Annotated in this window: 16 protein-coding genes; 14 read left to right on the plus strand and 2 right to left on the minus strand. The window is 41.4% G+C overall.

Annotation, left to right across the window (positions count from 1 at the left end; all coding sequences use genetic code 11):
* The first annotated feature begins 11 nt into the window (after positions 1 to 11).
* Together murQ and LLW17_RS06685 are read left to right on the plus strand one after the other, a co-directional pair.
* Positions 12 to 830 (plus strand): N-acetylmuramic acid 6-phosphate etherase, encoded by an 819-nt coding sequence (gene murQ / locus LLW17_RS06680; protein ID WP_228229486.1) that lies wholly within the window; start codon positions 12 to 14, stop codon positions 828 to 830.
* A complete protein-coding gene (locus LLW17_RS06685; protein ID WP_228229487.1) occupies positions 817 to 1,038 on the plus strand; it encodes a DUF6095 family protein in 222 nt (73 codons plus the stop codon). Before murQ ends, LLW17_RS06685 begins: the two co-directional genes overlap by 14 nt.
* A gap of 120 nt (positions 1,039 to 1,158) precedes the next feature.
* On the opposite strand, the gene LLW17_RS06690 is transcribed toward LLW17_RS06685, so the two are convergent.
* Entirely contained in the window at positions 1,159 to 1,410 is a 252-nt protein-coding gene (locus LLW17_RS06690; RefSeq protein ID WP_228229488.1) for a type B 50S ribosomal protein L31, read from the minus strand.
* Positions 1,411 to 1,618: 208 nt separating this feature from the next.
* On the opposite strand from LLW17_RS06690, the gene LLW17_RS06695 reads away from it, so the two are divergent.
* From LLW17_RS06695 to LLW17_RS06725, 7 genes are all read left to right on the plus strand, one after another.
* On the plus strand, positions 1,619 to 2,149 hold the full coding sequence (locus tag LLW17_RS06695) for a DUF4199 domain-containing protein (protein ID WP_228229489.1): 531 nt from the start codon (positions 1,619 to 1,621) through the stop codon (positions 2,147 to 2,149).
* 6 nt (positions 2,150 to 2,155) lie between these two features.
* The gene (locus tag LLW17_RS06700; RefSeq protein WP_228229490.1) at positions 2,156 to 3,103 is read left to right on the plus strand and encodes a glycosyltransferase family 2 protein; all 948 of its coding nucleotides are present in this window, start codon (positions 2,156 to 2,158) and stop codon (positions 3,101 to 3,103) included.
* A gap of 149 nt (positions 3,104 to 3,252) precedes the next feature.
* Entirely contained in the window at positions 3,253 to 4,971 is a 1,719-nt protein-coding gene (locus LLW17_RS06705) for a phospho-sugar mutase (protein ID WP_228229491.1), read from the plus strand.
* Between the two features lie 76 nt (positions 4,972 to 5,047).
* Positions 5,048 to 6,871: an ABC transporter ATP-binding protein gene (locus LLW17_RS06710; RefSeq protein WP_228229492.1), complete on the plus strand. Its 1,824-nt coding sequence runs from the start codon at positions 5,048 to 5,050 to the stop codon at positions 6,869 to 6,871.
* 442 nt (positions 6,872 to 7,313) lie between these two features.
* Complete coding sequence (locus LLW17_RS06715) at positions 7,314 to 7,832, plus strand: RNA polymerase sigma factor (protein WP_228229493.1); 519 nt, start codon at positions 7,314 to 7,316, stop codon at positions 7,830 to 7,832.
* Positions 7,833 to 7,863: 31 nt separating this feature from the next.
* On the plus strand, positions 7,864 to 8,364 hold the full coding sequence (locus LLW17_RS06720) for a hypothetical protein (RefSeq protein WP_228229494.1): 501 nt from the start codon (positions 7,864 to 7,866) through the stop codon (positions 8,362 to 8,364).
* A gap of 20 nt (positions 8,365 to 8,384) precedes the next feature.
* Positions 8,385 to 8,828, plus strand: coding sequence for a hypothetical protein (locus LLW17_RS06725; protein ID WP_228229495.1), 444 nt, complete (start codon positions 8,385 to 8,387; stop codon positions 8,826 to 8,828).
* A 39-nt stretch (positions 8,829 to 8,867) separates the two neighbouring features.
* On the opposite strand, the gene LLW17_RS06730 is transcribed toward LLW17_RS06725, so the two are convergent.
* Entirely contained in the window at positions 8,868 to 9,917 is a 1,050-nt protein-coding gene (locus LLW17_RS06730; RefSeq protein ID WP_228229496.1) for a WD40/YVTN/BNR-like repeat-containing protein, read from the minus strand.
* Between the two features lie 75 nt (positions 9,918 to 9,992).
* On the opposite strand from LLW17_RS06730, the gene LLW17_RS06735 reads away from it, so the two are divergent.
* From LLW17_RS06735 to LLW17_RS06755, 5 genes are all read left to right on the plus strand, one after another.
* Positions 9,993 to 11,213 carry an RsmB/NOP family class I SAM-dependent RNA methyltransferase gene (locus LLW17_RS06735; protein WP_228229497.1) on the plus strand — a complete coding sequence of 407 codons (1,221 nt, stop codon included), beginning with the start codon at positions 9,993 to 9,995 and terminating at the stop codon, positions 11,211 to 11,213.
* A 232-nt stretch (positions 11,214 to 11,445) separates the two neighbouring features.
* The gene (gene purL / locus LLW17_RS06740; protein WP_228229498.1) at positions 11,446 to 15,102 is read left to right on the plus strand and encodes a phosphoribosylformylglycinamidine synthase; all 3,657 of its coding nucleotides are present in this window, start codon (positions 11,446 to 11,448) and stop codon (positions 15,100 to 15,102) included.
* Between the two features lie 355 nt (positions 15,103 to 15,457).
* Positions 15,458 to 16,723, plus strand: coding sequence for a hypothetical protein (locus LLW17_RS06745; protein ID WP_228229499.1), 1,266 nt, complete (start codon positions 15,458 to 15,460; stop codon positions 16,721 to 16,723).
* Positions 16,724 to 16,802: 79 nt separating this feature from the next.
* Positions 16,803 to 17,273, plus strand: coding sequence for a hypothetical protein (locus tag LLW17_RS06750; RefSeq protein ID WP_228229500.1), 471 nt, complete (start codon positions 16,803 to 16,805; stop codon positions 17,271 to 17,273).
* Between the two features lie 315 nt (positions 17,274 to 17,588).
* Complete coding sequence (locus LLW17_RS06755; RefSeq protein ID WP_228229501.1) at positions 17,589 to 19,358, plus strand: AMP-dependent synthetase/ligase; 1,770 nt, start codon at positions 17,589 to 17,591, stop codon at positions 19,356 to 19,358.
* The last annotated feature ends 122 nt before the right edge of the window (positions 19,359 to 19,480 follow it).

Raw genomic sequence — 19,480 nt, forward strand, 5'->3', positions numbered from 1 at the left:
AAATTCAGCATATGAGCTTCACTAAAACAACCGAACAGGATTCAAACTATAACGGGCTTGAGAATATGGCTGTCTCAGAGCTCCTGCAAAATATCAACGCAGAAGACAAAACGGTCCCGCTCGCCGTTGAAAAGGTATTACCACAAATAGAAAAATTAACACAGGAAGTAATCAGACAGTTAAAGCAGGGCGGAAGACTTTTTTATATGGGTGCCGGTACCAGCGGAAGACTTGGTGTGGTTGACGCGTCGGAGTGCCCGCCCACATTTGGCGTACCCCACGGAATGGTAATAGGTCTAATTGCCGGAGGCGAAACTGCCATACGCAAAGCCGTTGAGTTTGCTGAAGACAGCCCTACTCAGGGTTGGGCAGACTTGGAGGAGCACGCGATTTCTGAAAAAGACATTGTTATTGGTATTGCAGCGTCGGGCACGACTCCTTATGTCCTCCACGCACTGGAAGCCTGCAATAAAAATAACATCCCCACCGGAAGCATCACCTGCAATGCCGGAAGCCCTATTGCGAAGACTTCAAAATTTTCGGTTGAAGTAGTCGTTGGTCCCGAGTTTGTAACCGGAAGCAGCCGTATGAAAGCCGGTACCGCACAAAAACTGGTATTGAATATGATTTCAACAGCAACGATGATTCAACTAGGCAAGGTTAAGGGAAATAAAATGGTAGATATGCAGCTTAGTAATGATAAGCTGGTAGATCGCGGGATACGCATGATTCAGTCTGAAATACCTGTTGATGCACAAGAGGCCGCTCAATTATTAAAGAATCACGGCTCTGTAAGGGCCGCTATAAACGCATATCATGGCAACAAATAAAGAAGCCCTGGCACGTGGCGTGCGCACATTAGCCATGTCATTACTTTTTATGTTTTTGGGTCCCGGTATCCTATACCAGGCTTTTAAAAATCAGGAGCATCCGCTTTATATACCCGTTTTGATATTGGGCATTGTTGCTGCAACACTGGCGATTTACTTTGGGTTCAAGGGAATCAATCGCATTATGAAAGCTTTATTCAACGATTAAATCAGTACCCTGAAGCTAATTACTTTTGGAATTACTAAAAATTATAAGGTACCTGAGGTGCTGCCAATAAAAAAGCCTTTGCATTTGCAAAGGCTTTTTATTATATCTGTTGAATTCCGCTTACTTAGCGAATTTCTTGTATTTGTTTTTGAACTTATCAATACGACCAGCAGTATCAACCAGTTTAGATTTACCGGTATAAAAAGGATGTGATGCTCTAGAAATCTCCAGTTTTACAAGCGGATACTCTGCACCGTCAACTTCAATCGTTTCTTTTGTATTTGCTGTAGATTTAGTTAAAAACACTTCGTCGTTAGACATGTCTTTAAATGCTACTACTCTGTAATTCTGTGGATGTATATCTTTTTTCATCTTAAATGCTTTAAAATCTGCTGAATTTTGAGGTGCAAATTTAGAAATAAAAAACAATCTGACAAGGCGATATTAAAATAATATTTTCCTTGGCGTTTATCTTTAGTCTTCAAATGTAACAAAATTCACAACAGCACTACTTATGCCTCATTAAAAACTAGGTGTATCTCGTGCTAATATGTACTTTTACACCGCAATTCATAAAATCATGGAAGCACAAAAACCATCAACAGGGCAAATCGCCTTAACTTACGGAGCCCTTCTGGGGTTTCTCACTATTGCACTAGCTGTAGTACTTTATGTAACCAACTCATTACTGGATCAAAACTGGATTACAGGCCTGGTGGGCTTTCTAATCATGCTTGGAGTTATTGTTTACGGGCAACAGGTATTTAAAAAGGCAAATGGCGGTTTCTTAGAATTTAAAGATGCCTTAAAAGTAGGATTAGGTATTGCCCTTATAGGAGGCATTCTGGGTGCTCTTTACAATTATATTTTTCTTACCGTAATAGAACCCGACTTTATTAATTTAATCATTGAAAAGCAACGTGAAGCGATGATTGAGTCTCAGCCCAACGCGACCGAAGCCCAACAGGAGCAGGCTTTGGCTATCGCTGCTAAATTTGCCCGTCCGTGGGTACAGTCATCTATTCAAGTCATAGGTGGTATATTCTTTGGGTTTATAATTTCTTTGATTAGTGGTCTTATTTTGAAAAAATCTAATCCGCACCAATATTAAGATTCTATGCAGCTATCGGTAGTTATACCCCTTCTTAATGAACAGGAGTCTCTACAGGAGCTTTACGACTGGCTTACCGCTGTACTCGTTAAAGAACAACTTTCTTACGAGCTGGTCTTTATAGATGATGGCAGTACAGACGGTTCCTGGAATACCATAGCACAATTGTCAAACCTCGATAAACGGGTTAAAGGAATACGTTTCAACCGAAACTTTGGTAAAAGCCAGGCTTTAAACGCAGGCTTCCTGGCCGCTGAGGGCGATGTTGTAATTACTATGGATGCAGATTTACAGGACAGCCCTGATGAAATTCCCGAATTATACCGCCTCATTACCGAAGAAGATTTTGACCTCGTCTCTGGCTGGAAAAAGAAACGATACGATTCGGTAATTTCTAAAAATCTGCCGTCTAAGCTTTTTAATGCTGCTGCCCGCAAAACAAGCGGACTCCAGTTACACGATTTCAACTGCGGTCTCAAGGCTTATAAAAGTGAGGTAATTAAAACCATCGACGTATATGGCGATATGCACCGTTACATTCCGCTATTGGCTAAAAATGCAGGCTTTTACAACATAACCGAAAAGCCGGTACAGCATCAGGCCCGTAAATATGGGGAAACCAAATTTGGCGCAGATCGTTTTATAAAAGGCTTCCTCGACCTCATAAGCATCTGGTTTATCACGCATTTTGCCAAAAGACCCATGCACCTTTTTGGAACATTAGGAGTCATTATGTTTATCCTTGGCGGCTCATTTGCCGCGTATCTGGGCATAGACAAATTATTTATCAACCCAACTGCACGCCTGTTAACACAGCGCCCGCAATTCTACCTCTCGATCACCAGCATGATTATCGGAGTACAATTGTTCATCGCGGGTTTTATTGGTGAACTCATTCAACGTTCACAAAACAACAGTCCGCGCTACATAATCAGAGATAAAAAAGGGTTTTAATCAACTTTTACTCAATCATTGAAATTAAAACAATTCAAATATTATCCCTTTAAAAATACAAACCCATTTATTCGTTCCCGGGTTTGCTGCGAAATAGTTTACTTAAACCGAAATGTCTATTTTTGACTTTCAAAATCGAATTTAAAATTATGAACGCCGAAATACGAGAAAAAGCCGAAGCCTGGTTATCCCCTACTTTTGACAACACCACACAGGAAGCCGTCAAAAAAATGATGAATGACAACCCGGAAGAACTCAATGAAAGTTTTTACAAAAACCTCGAGTTTGGAACCGGTGGAATGCGAGGCATAATGGGTGTTGGTACCAATCGTATCAACAAATATACGCTGGGCAAAAACACACAGGGCCTTTCCGATTATCTAAAGAAATCCTTCCCTGGAGAGACCGTAAAAGTTGCTATCGCTTACGACTGCAGAAACAACAGTAAAGAGCTGGCTCAAGTGGTTGCAGATGTATTTTCGGCAAATGACATTAAAGTATTCTTGTTCAGCGATCTGCGCCCTACTCCAGAACTCAGTTTTGCGGTTAAACATTTAGACTGCCATTGCGGTATCGTACTAACAGCCAGTCACAACCCGCCGGAATATAACGGGTATAAGGTTTACTGGCAGGACGGTGGTCAGCTTGTACCGCCCCAGGATTCTGAGATTGTTAAAGTAATTGAGTCTCTGGATTATGATGCTGTTAATTTTTCTGCGAAAAAAGAACACATCACCTATATTGATAAAGATGTAGATCAGGCGTTTATCGAAGCTTCCCTGGCTAACGGAAGCTTTTCGGAACTGGCAAAACACCGCGATGATGTAACCATCGTATTTACTCCGCTTCACGGTACTTCGGTAACTATTATTCCCGATGTTCTTGCACAGGCCGGATATAAAAACGTACACGTTGTTGAAGAGCAGCGTAAACCCGACGGAAATTTCCCTACCGTAAAATCACCCAACCCGGAGGAACCGGAAGCCCTTAAAATGGCCCTTGATCTTGCCGAAGAAAAAAATGCCGATATCGTAATTGGTACCGATCCTGATTGCGATCGTCTGGGTATTGCAGTGCGGGATAATTCCGGAAAACTGGTTTTGCTTAACGGAAACCAGACTATGGTTGTGATGACCGACTTCTTATTGAAACGCTACTTTGACCAGAATACACCTAAGGGTAATGAATTTATTGGTTCGACCATTGTTTCTACCCCAATGATGGAGGTTCTTGCCAAATCGTATGATCTGGAATGCAAACTGGGCCTTACCGGTTTTAAATGGATTGCCAAGATGATTAAAGATCATCCGAAACAGCATTTTATAGGTGGTGGTGAAGAAAGCTTCGGTTATATGGTAGGTGACTTTGTACGGGATAAAGATGCGGTAACCGCTACCCTGCTTGCTTGTGAGATTGTAACACAGGCAAAAAGTGAAGGTTCTTCCTTCTACAAAAAACTACAGGATTTGTATGTAAAACACGGCTTTTACAAAGAAGATCTGACCTCTTTGGTTAAAAAAGGAATTTCGGGTGCCGAAGAAATCAAGCAAATTATGATTGACCTTCGTGAAAACCCGCTAAGTACGGTAAATGGCGAGCGTGTGGTGCAAATTGACGATTATGCGTCTTCCAAATCGCTTAAAATATCAACCGGAGAGTCCTCATCTATTGATATCCCGAAATCTAACGTGCTGATTTACCATACAGATCAGGGTTCGCGCATAGCTGCCAGACCAAGTGGTACCGAGCCCAAGATTAAATTTTACATCAGTGTACACGAGCCTGCTAAAGATTTAGAAAGTTTGCCGCAGGTGGAACAAAAACTCGATCAAAAAATAGCGGGAATACGCAAAGACCTGGGTCTTTAAACGTGATCTAAGCTAAAACGCAACACCTATCCCCGATTTGTTTCGGGGATACGTATATAAACCGATTACGGTTCTTATGAATTATTTTAAACAAATCATACAATTTGCTAAGCCTTATAAGCAGTATGCAGTGTACAATATAGTTTGTAACATTTTGTATGCACTCTTTAGCACGCTGTCTTTTTTGGCGCTTATACCTGTAATCGAAATCCTATTTGATAAAAGTAAACGGATTACCGAATTACCGGTTTGGAAAGGCTGGAGAGGATTTACAAATTACGCAACAGATTATTTTTACTATCAGGTAAGCTCCAGGGTTTCAGAAAACGAACTCTCGGCACTGGTATTTATTTGCGGGATTGTTGTAATCCTGTTTTTTCTAAAAAATATTTTTGGATACCTCGCTACCTTCTTCATTACCTTTTTAAGAAATGGGGTGATGCGGGACTTACGGGATAAGATCTACGATAAGTTGATTGAACTTCCGGTTGCCTATTTTTCAGAAAAGCGGAAAGGAGATACAATTTCTAGGATAACTGCAGACGTAAATGAAGTCGAACGTTCGTTCCTTTCTATACTTGAAATGGTAGTAAGAGAACCGCTTACCATTATTTTCACTATCGGGGCGATGTTAGTAATTAGTGTTAAACTTACCATCTTCGTTTTTGTGTTTTTACCTATATCGGGGATGATCATATCCCGAATTGGGAAGTCATTAAAAAAACAATCCCATAAGGCACAGGAAGAAAACGGGGCTTTTTTATCAATTGTAGAAGAAACCCTTTCCAGCCTTAAAATCATTAAAGGTTTTAATGGCGAAGATCAATTCCGAAAGAAATTCAGGGATAGCACCACTCGCTTAAATACCATTTTAAATACACTCATCAACCGGCAAAACCTGGCCTCACCCGCCAGTGAATTTCTGGGTGTATTTGTGATTGTAGTGATTTTGTGGTTTGGGGGCCAAATGGTTTTAGTCGAAGGATCGCTTCCTGCAGCTCAGTTTATTGCATTTCTGGGTCTTTCCTATCAAATATTAACTCCCGCAAAGCAAATCAGTAAAGCTTCGTATAGTGTCAAACGCGGTAATGCAGCAGCTGAGCGTATTCTTTCGATTTTGAATACCGAAACCACTATTAAAGACAAACCCGACGCAATTGAAGCCGCCGAGTTTAAAGAAGCATTGACGATTGAAAATATTTCATTTAGTTATGAGGATGAAAAAGTCCTGAAAAACTTTTCAGTAAAAGTCGAAAAAGGACAAACCGTTGCCCTGGTAGGACAAAGCGGAAGTGGTAAGAGTACAATCGCCAATCTCGTCACCCGTTTTTATGATGTAGATTCCGGCGCGATTAAATTAGACGGTATAGACCTGAGGGATTTGACTAAAAAATCGGTACGTGCGCAAATGGGACTGGTTACTCAGGACTCGATTTTGTTTAATGATACCGTGCGCAACAACATTTTGCTTGGCAAACCCAACGCGACCGATGAAGAAGTTATTGACGCTCTGAAAATTGCCAATGCCTGGGAATTTGTTAGTGAGCTTCCGCTAAAGCTGGATACTAATATTGGAGACAGCGGAAACAAGCTAAGCGGTGGTCAAAAACAACGCCTTTCGATCGCTCGTGCCGTCCTTAAGAATCCGCCAATTATGATTCTGGACGAGGCCACTTCGGCTTTAGATACCGAAAGTGAACGTTTGGTACAAAAAGCCTTGGAGAATATGATGATGAACCGTACTTCGATCGTAATCGCACACCGGCTTTCAACCATTCAAAATGCAGATCTGATCATTGTGATGCAGCGCGGTAAGATTGTAGAACAAGGCAAACATCAGGAACTTCTTGCAGCTAACGGGACCTATAAAAAACTGGTTGAAATGCAGTCTTTTGAATAGACTATAAAAACTACTGATTCGCGATCAGGACCACTACACAATTGACGAACTGTTCTAGCCTTTAAAGAATCCCAATAAAAAAATCCACACGCTTTACGATGTGGATTTTTTTATTGTTGTTGACCGTAAGCTTTGGCTGTTGGGTAAAATGCGGGGTGAAAAACTACTTTTTAATTTGGGACAAAAAAGGAATTAAACAATTATAATCGTGTCAACAACAGTGTCTAAACTTTCAACGAAGTCAAAGATAATCTGAAAATCCTAAAAATCAAAGACTAATTGCACTTTAACTAATATTATTGCATTTAATCGTTTGTTTGAGTGTGAAGAAAGGATTTACATCCAACCTAAAAAGAAGCAGATTAAGAGTATTCTTGCTAACTTTAATCAATAGATTAAACCTTTTTTAAAATTCAAAGTCCAAAGAAGTAGAATTTCAGAATTGAGTAAAACCGCTACATATCCTACAGACCTCAAATTTGAGGATTTGGTAACCGAGTACAAAGAGCGTTTGTACTGGCATATACGGCGTATGGTGGTTTCGCACGATGATGCTGACGACGTTTTACAAAACACCTTCATCAAGGTTTATAAAAATCTGGATGGTTTTAATGGCGAAAGTCAAATTTACACATGGCTCTACCGCATTGCGACTAATGAAAGTATAACCTTCATAAATAAAAGAAACCGCCGGGCCAGTGTGGGCAGTGAAGAATTGCAAAGCGCTATTGTAAACAACCTGGCCAGTGATCCCTATTTCAACGGAGACGAAGCTCAGGCCAAATTGCATCAGGCTCTGGATACGCTTCCGGCAAAACAGAAACAGGTTTTTGTGATGAAGTATTTTGATGAATTACAATACAATGAAATTTCTGAAATACTAGGCACATCTGAAGGTGCCCTGAAAGCCAGTTACCATCACGCGGTAAAAAAAATAACCGACTTTGTAACAAGTCATTAAACCTTCAGGATTTTTAAAAGTCAAAAAGACAATGAATACCAACGATAAACATATACCCGGAGATTTCAAGTTGCCCGAAAATTATTTTGAGCAGTTTCAAGACCGTCTGTATACCGAGCTCAAATTTCGGGAGCTGTATCCTGACAATCAGGATGGCTTTACGGTTCCTGATGGCTATTTTGATCAGGTTGAGACTTCAATTTTAGCCAAAACCACTAGAGAGCCAAAGGTTATTTCATTAAACTATAGAAAATTTGCTGCGGCTGTTGCAACTATCGCCGCACTTTTCGCTTTGCTCTTTTATGCGGTAAAACCTAATGCAAATGACGCCGGTTTTGAAGGTCTAAGTTTAAGCAGTCTCGAAAATTATCTGGTAGAACAAGATCGCATTCAGGACTTCTTTTCTGATGAAGAATTAAACAGCATTGAAGCAAATACCTCTTTTTTTAATGACGACCATCTTAGTGATGAAGTGATTCTTGAATATGTGGATCAGGATGTTATTGAATATGCTTTGAATACAGACGATTAATTTCAACTCTAAAAATTACTATGAAAAAGTTTATAACTATACTCGTGCTGCTGGTTTGCCTGGCTTCTTATAGTCAGGATGGCGACAGACACGAACGCATAAAAGCCCTTAAAGTTCCTTTTATAACTGAAGAACTGGAGTTAACTCCTTCAGAGGCCGAAAAATTCTGGCCTATTTACAACAGTTACGACAAACGCATGCACGACTTGCGGGAGCGTGAGCGGGATTTATTTAAAGAAAAGTTTTCCCGTTCAGGGTCTAAAAACAAACTGAGTGATGCTCAGGCACAAACCCTTATTGAAAAATACAACGCGCTTCAAAAAGAAAAATACCAGGTTGAAAGCGAAATGCTTAGAGACTTAACCCAAAAATTACCTGCCTCTAAAATGGTTTTTCTCCCGGAAGTAGAACGCAATTTCGGGCGGAAGCTCTGGGAAGAATACAAGAAAAGAAAAAATGAATAAGTATAAAAAGCGGCTGTTTTGAGGAACAGCCGCTTTTTTTTATCGCTTGAATTTCAATTTTGCAACCCTGTTAGTCCCGGCGGCATAAGCCGTTGAGTCGTTTAAAAACCGAACGGTAAAAAAGCCTTCATCGCTCAGGTGCTTCCAGGTTGCTCCCTGATCTGCAGAATAATCAATCCCTTCAAAACCTATTGCAACCAGCCCCTTTCCGGCGCTTCCGGGTACAAACCGAACACAACTTCGGTAACCGGGGTTTTGATTATCGCCTACCAGCTCCCAGGTTTTACCGCCATCAAGCGTCAACGCTTTTACCGCTTTATTAGCTTCGGCATTGCTGTAATCGCCACCTACGATAAAACCCATCTTTTCATCATAAAAATCAATGGAATAACCTCCGGTTGTAGGGGTACCCTGTATGAGAGGCGTTTCAAAAACCTCCCAGGTTTTTCCTTTATCTGCGGTGTGTAAGACGCGCGATTTCATTCCGCCGGTAATAATCCAGGCGTGATCCCCGTACACTTTTATGTTGCTGTTGCTGGCTGCAAAAGCGGCCTCCCCCTCTACTGCTTCCGGCAACAGATCGCAGCTTAATTTGTTCCATGACTTGCCGCCATCACGGGTTATGATAACCGAAATACACGAATCGGTTGGATCACCCATCGCAATTCCCTCCTGGTCATTCCAAAACGTCATCGAGTCATAAAAAGCTTTGGGATCGTCTTCTTTATAGACCACTTCCATCCTACCCGTATCACCTGTTTTATAAAGCAGCGCAGGGCTTTCAATACTCAACATAAAGAAATCCTGAGTCGTGTGAGCTACTGCCCTAAAGTTTGGTGTGGTCGAATCGTAGGTAATGACACCGGTATTCCAGGTTTCTGTCTGAGGGTTGAATAAACCGTATTTGCCCATAGTCCCCGCAAAAGCAAGGCTTCCGTCAGCAAGGATCTCAATCGCCCGTATACTTACCGAATCACTAAAAATAGGTTCAATCGCTACAGATTGTATGGGTCCGGCCTCCCGCTTTTCTTCCGTTTGCTTACAGCTTGAAAAGGCCAGAATAAGAAAAAGTACTGCTATTAGTCGCATAATCTAAAATTTCGCCCAATTTAAAACTATTCCTTTTGAAACCTGTACCTTTGCGGGCATTTTAAAACAAAACGTATGCGTTTACACCGCAATCTGGTCTTTGCCGTAATTGATGGACTGATCGAAATATTTAATGAAGGAGGCTATGCCGATAAGGTAATCGCAAAACAACTGAAACGCGACAAACGCTGGGGCTCCCGCGACCGCAGTTTTGTAGCCGAAACTACCTACGACATTGTACGCTGGAAACGCCTGTACGCTGCTATTGCAGATGTGGGCGAACCCTTTGAACGCAAAGACCTCTGGCGCCTGTTTGCCGTTTGGTGTACGCTGCGCGGAATAAAATTACCGGACTGGCCACAGTTTGAAGAAACGCCTACCCGTCGCATCAAAGGTAAGTTTGACGAATTTTCAAACATCAGAAAATTACGGGAGTCTATTCCCGATTGGCTTGATGAATTGGGCGAAAAAGAATTAGGTGAAAAATGGGATGCAGAGATCGCTGCGCTAAACAAGCAGGCACCGGTGATTTTACGCGTAAATCGCCTGAAAACCAATATTGGTGAACTTCAGCAAAAACTGGTTGAAGAAGGTCACGAGACCGAAAACCTCAAGGCCTACAAAGATGCCTTACAATTGCAGGAACGCGCTAATGTTTTTACCACTCAGGCTTTTAAAGACGGTCTGTTTGAAGTGCAGGATGCTTCCTCACAACTGGTTGCTCCCTATCTGGGTGTAGAACCGGGAATGCGGGTGATTGATGCCTGCGCCGGTGCCGGCGGTAAAGCCTTGCACCTGGCTGCCGAGATGGATAATAAAGGGCAATTGATTGCGCTTGACATTTATGCCAATAAATTAAAAGAATTGAAGCGCAGGGCCCGTCGCGCCGGAGCTTTCAACATTGAAACCCGCGCGATAGACAGCACCAAGGTTATCAAAAAACTGCACAACTCGGCAGATCGCGTATTGCTCGATGCACCCTGTACCGGACTGGGCGTTTTGAGCCGTAACCCTGATGCCAAGTGGAAATTACAGCCGGATTTTGTTGCAAAAATTCAGGAAACGCAGCAGACTATTTTAAGAGATTACTCCAGAATGGTTAAGCCGGGCGGAAAAATGGTATATGCCACCTGCTCTATACTTCCTTCCGAAAATCAGGAACAGGTCAAAAAATTCCTGAAAAGCGAGGAAGGCAAGAACTTCAGTATCGAGAAACAACAGACCGTACTTTCAAGCGAAAGCGGCTATGACGGCTTCTATATGTGCCTGATGGTTAAGAAGGACGAAAAGAAATAAGCTATTTATTAAACAGATTTTAAACCTCACAGGTCTCCAGTACCTGTGAGGTTTTTCTTTTCTATAGCGGGTAACCGGCGGCTGAGTAAATTTAAAAACCCTTGGTTTTTAAATTTATATCGAAGCCCGGTTATCAACAAAAAACGATGATTTTCTGTTGATTTTGTTTCGGTTTTAGGGCCAAATAAAAAAACAAAAAAGCCTAAATTTGTCGCTTCTTAGCAAACGCATTATGATTCACTTTTTCGGTTCTCAGGACACCAAAATTTTCGCAGTTCAAAGCAAAAACGAACTTTCAGAAGAAACGACTAAAAAGCTCATCTGGCTCTTTGGCAACCAGCCCAAAATACAAGCGTCTGCAATCGACGCTTTTTTTATTGGTCCGCGTGCCACTATGATCACGCCCTGGAGCACCAATGCTGTTGAAATCACCCAAAACATGGGGATTGAAGGCATCATCAGGATTGAAGAATTTGTTGCCGGCAAGGCCGAATTTGACCCGATGCTTTCGCAGGAATACAAAAAACTCGATCAGGATATTTTCACCATAAATATCGAGCCCGAAGCCATCAAGCCCATTGAAAACATTGAGGAATACAACAAGCAGGAAGGGCTGGCGCTTAGTGCTGAAGAAGTGATGTATCTGGAAGGTGTTGCAGAGCGCATCGGGCGTCCGTTAACCGATTCGGAAGTGTTTGGCTTCAGTCAGGTAAATTCTGAACACTGCCGCCACAAGATTTTTAATGGAACTTTTGTGATCGACGGAGAAACCAAACCGGTTTCGCTTTTTAAACTCATCAAGAAAACTTCCGAAGAAAACCCAAACGAAATTGTTTCGGCCTATAAAGACAATGTCGCCTTTATCAAAGGACCAAAAGCCACACAATTTGCCCCCGAAACCGCAGATAAACCCGATTTCTATACCGAAAAAGAATTTGAAAGCGTGCTTTCGCTTAAAGCCGAAACCCACAATTTCCCCACAACCGTAGAGCCTTTTAACGGGGCTGCGACAGGTTCCGGGGGTGAAATACGCGACCGCCTAGCCGGTGGAAAAGGTTCGTTACCCCTTGCCGGTACAGCTGTTTATATGACCGCCTACTCGAGATTGCTCGACGATCGCCCGTGGGAAGAAACCTTCCCGGCGCGTAAGTGGTTATACCAGACCCCGATTGATATTTTAATCAAAGCTTCAAACGGAGCTTCAGATTTTGGAAATAAATTTGGTCAACCGCTTATCGCAGGTTCGGTACTTACCTTTGAGCACGAAGAAGCGGGCCGTAAACTGGGTTACGATAAGGTCATTATGCAGGCCGGTGGTATTGGCTACGGCAAAAAAGCGCAGGCCCTTAAAGAAAAACCTCAAACCGGCGATAAAATCGTCATTCTGGGCGGTGACAACTACCGCATCGGGATGGGTGGTGCCGCTGTTTCTTCGGCAGATACCGGCGCATTCAGCTCGGGGATTGAGTTGAATGCCATTCAGCGTTCAAACCCCGAGATGCAAAAACGTACTGCCAACGCCATCCGTGGAATGGTAGAAAGCGACGAGAACAGTATCGTCTCTATTCACGATCACGGTGCGGGTGGTCACCTCAACTGCCTTTCGGAACTCGTTGAAGAAACCGGCGGAAAAATTGATTTAGATAAATTGCCGGTGGGTGACCCTACCCTTTCGGCTAAAGAAATTATAGGTAACGAGTCTCAGGAACGTATGGGGCTGGTTATCGGGAAAGAGCAGCTTAAGACTTTACGCACGATTGCCGAGCGTGAGCGTTCTCCTATTTACGAAGTGGGTGACGTTACCGGCGATCACCGTTTTACCTTCAAATCGGCCACCACAGGTGCGGCACCTATGGATCTGGCGATGGAAGATATGTTTGGCAGTTCGCCAAAAACCGTGATGATCGATTCTAAAATTGATCGTAAATACAGCGATGTGGCGTATAGTCTGGAGCATTTTCACGATTACCTGGAAAATGTACTGCAGCTGGAGGCCGTTGCCTGTAAAGACTGGTTAACCAATAAAGTTGACCGCTGTGTGGGCGGAAGGGTTGCCAAGCAGCAATGTGTGGGTACGCTTCAGTTACCGCTTAACAATGTAGGCGTTATGGCGCTCGATTTTAAGTCTAAAAACGGAATCGCAACCTCCATTGGCCACTCACCCGTTAGCGGACTCATTGACCCCGTTGCCGGAAGTAAAAACAGTATCGCCGAAGCGCTGACCAATATCATCTGGGCTCCACTAGAAAAAGGTTTGAAGTCTGTTTCACTTTCTGCAAACTGGATGTGGCCTTGTAATAACGAGGGTGAAGATGCGCGTCTTTACGAAGCGGTTCAGGCGGTTTCTGAATTTGCGATTGATCTGGGCATTAACGTGCCAACGGGTAAAGATTCGCTTTCTATGAAGCAGAAATATCCTGATGGCGATGTGCTTGCTCCGGGAACTGTAATCATTTCGGCAGCCGGAAATTGCAACGATATTGACCGCGTGATTGAACCGGTTCTTCAGGCCGATGCCGGAGCGATTTATTATCTAAACCTTTCTAAAGATGCCTTTAAACTGGGCGGTTCGTCTTTTGCACAGGTGCAGAATAAGATTGGTGCCGAGGCTCCGTCTATACAAGATAATATCGCATTCGCGAAAACATTTGACGTTATTCAATATTTGATCAAAAACGATATGATCGTAGCCGGTCACGACGTGGCTTCAGGAGGCCTGATCACGACCCTGCTTGAATTGTGTTTTGCCGAAAACAAACTGGGAGCTGCTTATGATTTTTCAGCCTTCGGCGAAAAAGACATTATTAAAATCCTGTTTGCTGAGAATGCCGGAATCGTCATTCAGGCCGCTAAAGACCGGGATATCGAAGCGGTGTTGAATGAATACAACATCGGGTTCTTCAAAATCGGTACCGCCAATACTTCGGAAGAATTAACGATTAAAAAGGATCTGGTAGAAATCGGTTTAAACATTCCTTCACTGCGTAGAAAATGGTTTAAAACCAGTTATTTATTAGATCAAAAACAAACTGCAAACGGTCTGGCTGATTCGCGTTTTGAAAACTTTGATAAACAAGATTTAAAATACACCTTCCCAAAAGGCTTTACCGGTTTAAGACCCGGAAACCGCGCTGCGGGAAGCCGACCTAAAGCGGCGATCCTTCGCGAAAAAGGAAGTAACTCGGAACGCGAGATGGCAAACGCGATGTACCTTGCCGGATTTGATGTCAAAGACGTGCACATGACCGATTTGATAAGCGGTCGCGAAACGCTGGAAGATATTCAGTTTATAGGTGCTGTGGGTGGATTCTCAAACTCCGACGTATTGGGGTCAGCCAAAGGTTGGGCCGGTGCTTTTCTCTATAATGAGAAGGCAAACACAGCTCTGAAGAATTTCTTTGCACGACCTGATACGCTATCGGTAGGTATTTGCAACGGTTGCCAGTTGTTTGTAGAACTTGATCTAATCAATCCTGATCATGATCAAAAACCGCGTATGCTGCATAACGATTCGCACAAGCACGAAAGCGGCTTTACCAGTGTAACCATTGCAGAGAATGATTCGGTGATGCTTTCAACACTTTCGGGAGCGACCTTAGGCGTTTGGATTTCGCACGGAGAAGGCAAGTTTGACCTTCCGTTAGGTGAAGAAAACTATAAAATTGTGGGTAAATACGGTTATGATGCTTACCCGGCAAACCCTAATGGCAGCAGCTATAACACCGCTATGATGACCGATAAAACCGGCCGTCACCTGGTAACCATGCCACACATTGAACGCTCAATTTTCTCCTGGAACTGGGCCAACTATCCTAAAGATCGCAATGATGAAGTTACGCCGTGGGTTGAAGCTTTTATCAATGCGCGGGAGTGGATTGAGAAGCAATAGATGTTAAAATATCGAGCTTTAACAACAAAAAATGATTTTTAGTAATGATTTTTAGTAATGATTTTTAGTAATGTTACCTACAAGAACTTAAAATCTATTATGGTAAAAAATTACTTTAGCATTTCGTTTCTAATTGTGGTATTATTTTTAGGATGTCAAAAGGACGAATTACAAAATCGAGAAACAGATCAAAAAAATTATGACCTTTCAGGATTTGAAAAATTTCTTCCCCCGAATTCTCAAGTAATTCTCAATAGTAGTGAAATAGTAGATATTCAAGATGAAACTTTTACTGAATATTTGATACAGCACGATCTTGCATATCCAAAAAAATTCTAAAATTCACTTTACTGTATTGATTGACAATCATGAACGACTAACAATTGCAAAAATAATTGACGTTAAACTTGATAATGATTCATATCGTCTCAGTAAAAGACAAAATACTGCTATTGTACGTATGGTAAATGAAGCAGGGCAAGCTAATTCCTTTCATTATACAGCAGGTACATTTACTGATCTGCTATCTAAAAAAGGACTCGGCGAGGAAAATTCAAAAAGATTTGCCTTGGACAGAGGTTATATCTATATTGAAACGGAGCGTTTCAAAGATTGGTATAAAGTTACAGGGAGCGGTCTGGAATATACACATACTAGTTATGAAGGGTTAACCAGAGAGGTCATATTTTCAAATACAAGCGGTTATAACGATTATTTTTCCTATCCTACATTTCAGGCTGGTGGTGGAACTTATGATTCCTCAGTTGGAGCCAATTATGATGGATCGGTCAGTTTCCAAGAGCGAACCCTTGAAAAGATCGCAGAGAGAACAGAAGAAACAGAGGACATACTTATTGATTCATCATTTTCCCGGTATCCTTGTGCTAGACAGATCGTTGAAAAATCATACGAAGGTTGTACTCCATTAACCGAGCTATTGCTTACGATTTTTGAAGCAAATAATAATATTGACTTAACTTTTAAAGTAGATGAGAATATGGTTGGAAATGGAAAAACGGATCCTCAGTTCTACTTCAACCCGAGTACTAGAAAAATGAATGTTAATGTTTCCTTTAGAGGTAGTTATCTTAGCACAGCGACTGATTTGTCTATAGCAAGAAGTACAATCCACGAATCGATGCATGCTATTTTTGTTTATATGTTTGAAGAAGGAAAACTTTCGACAATAACGGGACAAGCTGATCCTGATTTTCCAGAACTTTTTGACGCTTTTATAGAATACAATAGAACTTCTTCTACTGCCAATCTCAATAAAACTCAACACGAACTGATGAATGATTTCATAAACGAAATGGCTACATCATTATCTGCTTATGGTAATGCAGCAGGTTATAATTTACCTCTATCCTATTACAAAAAATTATGCTATTCTGGAGATATGTTGGCTTCGGCAAGTTTTAAGAATTCATATCCTGAATATGTAAACCCAGCTGATCGAACAAATAATATTTGGAACAGAAATCCTGATTTCATAGAAATTCTTTATTCTGTTTTAAGTGAACAAGATAACTCAACACAAACTTATACATATCCTGATGGCACCTCATTCACGGCAACACCAAAAGGCAAACCTGTTTCATCGGTATTTCCTTGTAATTAGTTTATTTCTTGTTCTAACCCAGACCTCTTGTAGCTCTGTAAAAGACTTAAAAAATAACAACTTCAATATTAGATCATTAATGGCTCTAGAGGTTGATTTTTACGAGGGAGACAATATTAAGTTTATTGATACTTTCTCTAATGCTAAAGCATTTAAAAGCTATTTGAGGGATCTTCTATTTGAAAAGGTGCCAAAATTATCCCATCCGAATCCATTTTATACTAGCAGTCAAGCGGAATCTTTGTTTAAAGGATCAAATGGATATTACCTATTGGATCAACTTAACCATTCAGATGGTTCCATAATAGATTTTTTTCCCGAACAAAAAACAAGTTTGCTTTTAAAACAAAATTCGAATAACCTCAATAACGATTTTGAGAATAAATCAAGTAAACAAATAAGAATCTCAAAGCCAGTAATTTCCAAGTCTGGGAAGCTTGCGCTTATTTGGTATAACACATTATTTGTAGGGGATGGTCATACAGGTATTCATTTGTTTGAAAAAATTGATGGCAAATGGCTTCTTTTAAAAACTAGAGAATTTTATTAATCTTGTGAAAATACTTCTATTTTTAGCTTATGGATCAATAAAATCAAAATTGCAAGTAACATTGATACAAATCGTTATGTTTTTAACAAGCACAGACCTTAAAAATCTGTGCTATTTTGATATTCGCAAGTTTTCATCGTAAATTTTTCTAAAACGATATAGTAAAGCAACTAAATTCGTTATTTTGCATTGGTATTTGGTTTGAAGCCCTCCTCTTAAGGATAATTAATTTCGAACTAATTCTACCCAATTCAAATCTGACTAGTCCTAATAACTTTAAACTCGTCAATCGAGCCAACCCTATTTTATATACCTATGGAAATTAAACGCCTTTTTGACTTCCCTTATCATCAACTGGAGCAATACAACCTGAAAGAAGCTTTGGTCACCAAGTACAATGGAGAGTGGAAAGCCATTTCCTCTCAGGAATACGTTGACCAGGCAAATGCTGTAAGTCGAGGTCTGTTGAAACTGGGAGTAAAACCTAATGATAAAATTGCTGTTATTTCGACAAACAACCGTACCGAATGGAATGTGATGGACATCGGGATCTTGCAGCTGGGTGCTCAGAATGTTCCTATTTATCCAACTATTTCGGAAGAAGAATATGAGTATGTACTCAATCACAGCGAGTCTGTGTACTGCTTTGTATCGGATCAGGAAGTGCTCGATAAAGTAAATGCCATAAAGGCAAATGTTCCTTCATTAAAAGAAGTATTTAGTTTTGACACCATCGCGGGTTGCAAAAACTGGAAAGAAGTTCATGAGGCCGATACCTCAACCCAGGCAGAAGTTGAAAAAATAAAAGCTTCCGTCAAGGAAGATGATCTCGCGACTTTAATTTATACCTCAGGAACCACAGGAAAACCGAAGGGGGTTATGCTTTCGCACAAAAACGTGGCATCAAACACTATTAACAGTGCGACACGATTCCCCATAAATCCGGGTCAAAGTATCGCATTGAGCTTTTTACCGGTATGTCACATTTACGAGCGTATGTTGATGTATTTGTACCAGTACGCAGGCGTAAGCATTTATTTTGCTGAAAGTCTGGAAACCATAAGCGAAAATCTAAAAGAAGTAAAACCTCAGGTAATAACAGCGGTGCCACGCCTCTTAGAAAAGGTTTATGATAAAATCATTGCAAAAGGTGCCGATTTAACCGGAGTTAAGAAAAAACTCTTTTTCTGGGCGGTAGAAGTTGGTCTTCAATACGAACCCTACGGCCAAAACGGCTGGTGGTATGAGCAAAAGCTGGCATTAGCGCGTAAATTGATTTTCAGCAAATGGCAGGAAGCTTTAGGCGGAAATCTTAAAGTAATCGCTTCTGGAAGTGCTGCCTTACAACCCAGACTGGCACGTGTATTTAACGCTGCAGGAATGGGCGTTATGGAAGGCTACGGTCTTACTGAAACCTCCCCGGTAATATCGGTTAATGACATACGCAATCGCGGTTTTAAAATCGGGACTGTGGGTAAACCCATCCCTGAAACTGAAGTTAAAATCGCAGAGGATGGAGAAATCCTGATCAAAGGTCCACAGGTAATGATGGGCTATTATAAAGACAAGGAAAAAACAGACGAAGTTCTAGAAAACGGCTATTTCCATACCGGAGACATTGGGGAGATTGACAGTGAAGGCTTCTTAAAAATCACCGACCGTAAAAAAGAAATGTTTAAAACCAGCGGCGGTAAATACGTTGCTCCTCAGCTTATTGAAAACGCCATGAAGCAATCCCGCTTTATTGAGCATATTATGGTCATTGGTGAGGGCGAAAAAATGCCGGCTGCAATCATTCAGCCCAATTTTGAATTTATAGCAGACTGGGCTAAAAAGAAAGGCATTTCTGTAGGTGCTACCAATAAAGAAATCGCTGAGAACGAAAACGTGAAAAACCGCATTATGGAAGATGTGGAACTCTACAATGAGAAGTTTGGAAAATGGGAGCGCGTTAAAAAAATTGAACTCACTCCGGACGAGTGGAGTATAGATGCCGGGCACCTCACTCCTACTATGAAACTCAAAAGACGTATCGTAAAGGAAATGTACATTGATAAGTACAACAAGATTTACGAACACAACTAAACCACTCTGCACTAAAAGTGCAGAGGTTTATTTTACTGGGGACTGAAAGTCCCCTTTCTTATTCCAATATAAAATTGGAATTATCAGTACCATCGCGACGATGATGTTCTAAATAGTCATTG

This window comes from Leeuwenhoekiella parthenopeia (assembly GCF_020782115.1).
GTDB lineage: Bacteria > Bacteroidota > Bacteroidia > Flavobacteriales > Flavobacteriaceae > Leeuwenhoekiella > Leeuwenhoekiella parthenopeia.

Bases quoted from the DNA above. Each gene is read 5' to 3' on its own strand.
- murQ (WP_228229486.1), top strand. From the start codon at position 12: ATGAGCTTCACTAAAACAACCGAACAGGATTCAAACTATAACGGGCTT.
- LLW17_RS06685 (WP_228229487.1), top strand. From the start codon at position 817: ATGGCAACAAATAAAGAAGCCCTGGCACGTGGCGTGCGCACATTAGCC.
- LLW17_RS06690 (WP_228229488.1), bottom strand. From the start codon at position 1,410: ATGAAAAAAGATATACATCCACAGAATTACAGAGTAGTAGCATTTAAA.
- LLW17_RS06695 (WP_228229489.1), top strand. From the start codon at position 1,619: ATGGAAGCACAAAAACCATCAACAGGGCAAATCGCCTTAACTTACGGA.
- LLW17_RS06700 (WP_228229490.1), top strand. From the start codon at position 2,156: ATGCAGCTATCGGTAGTTATACCCCTTCTTAATGAACAGGAGTCTCTA.
- LLW17_RS06705 (WP_228229491.1), top strand. From the start codon at position 3,253: ATGAACGCCGAAATACGAGAAAAAGCCGAAGCCTGGTTATCCCCTACT.
- LLW17_RS06710 (WP_228229492.1), top strand. From the start codon at position 5,048: ATGAATTATTTTAAACAAATCATACAATTTGCTAAGCCTTATAAGCAG.
- LLW17_RS06720 (WP_228229494.1), top strand. From the start codon at position 7,864: ATGAATACCAACGATAAACATATACCCGGAGATTTCAAGTTGCCCGAA.
- LLW17_RS06725 (WP_228229495.1), top strand. From the start codon at position 8,385: ATGAAAAAGTTTATAACTATACTCGTGCTGCTGGTTTGCCTGGCTTCT.
- LLW17_RS06730 (WP_228229496.1), bottom strand. From the start codon at position 9,917: ATGCGACTAATAGCAGTACTTTTTCTTATTCTGGCCTTTTCAAGCTGT.
- LLW17_RS06735 (WP_228229497.1), top strand. From the start codon at position 9,993: ATGCGTTTACACCGCAATCTGGTCTTTGCCGTAATTGATGGACTGATC.
- purL (WP_228229498.1), top strand. From the start codon at position 11,446: ATGATTCACTTTTTCGGTTCTCAGGACACCAAAATTTTCGCAGTTCAA.
- LLW17_RS06750 (WP_228229500.1), top strand. From the start codon at position 16,803: ATGGCTCTAGAGGTTGATTTTTACGAGGGAGACAATATTAAGTTTATT.
- LLW17_RS06755 (WP_228229501.1), top strand. From the start codon at position 17,589: ATGGAAATTAAACGCCTTTTTGACTTCCCTTATCATCAACTGGAGCAA.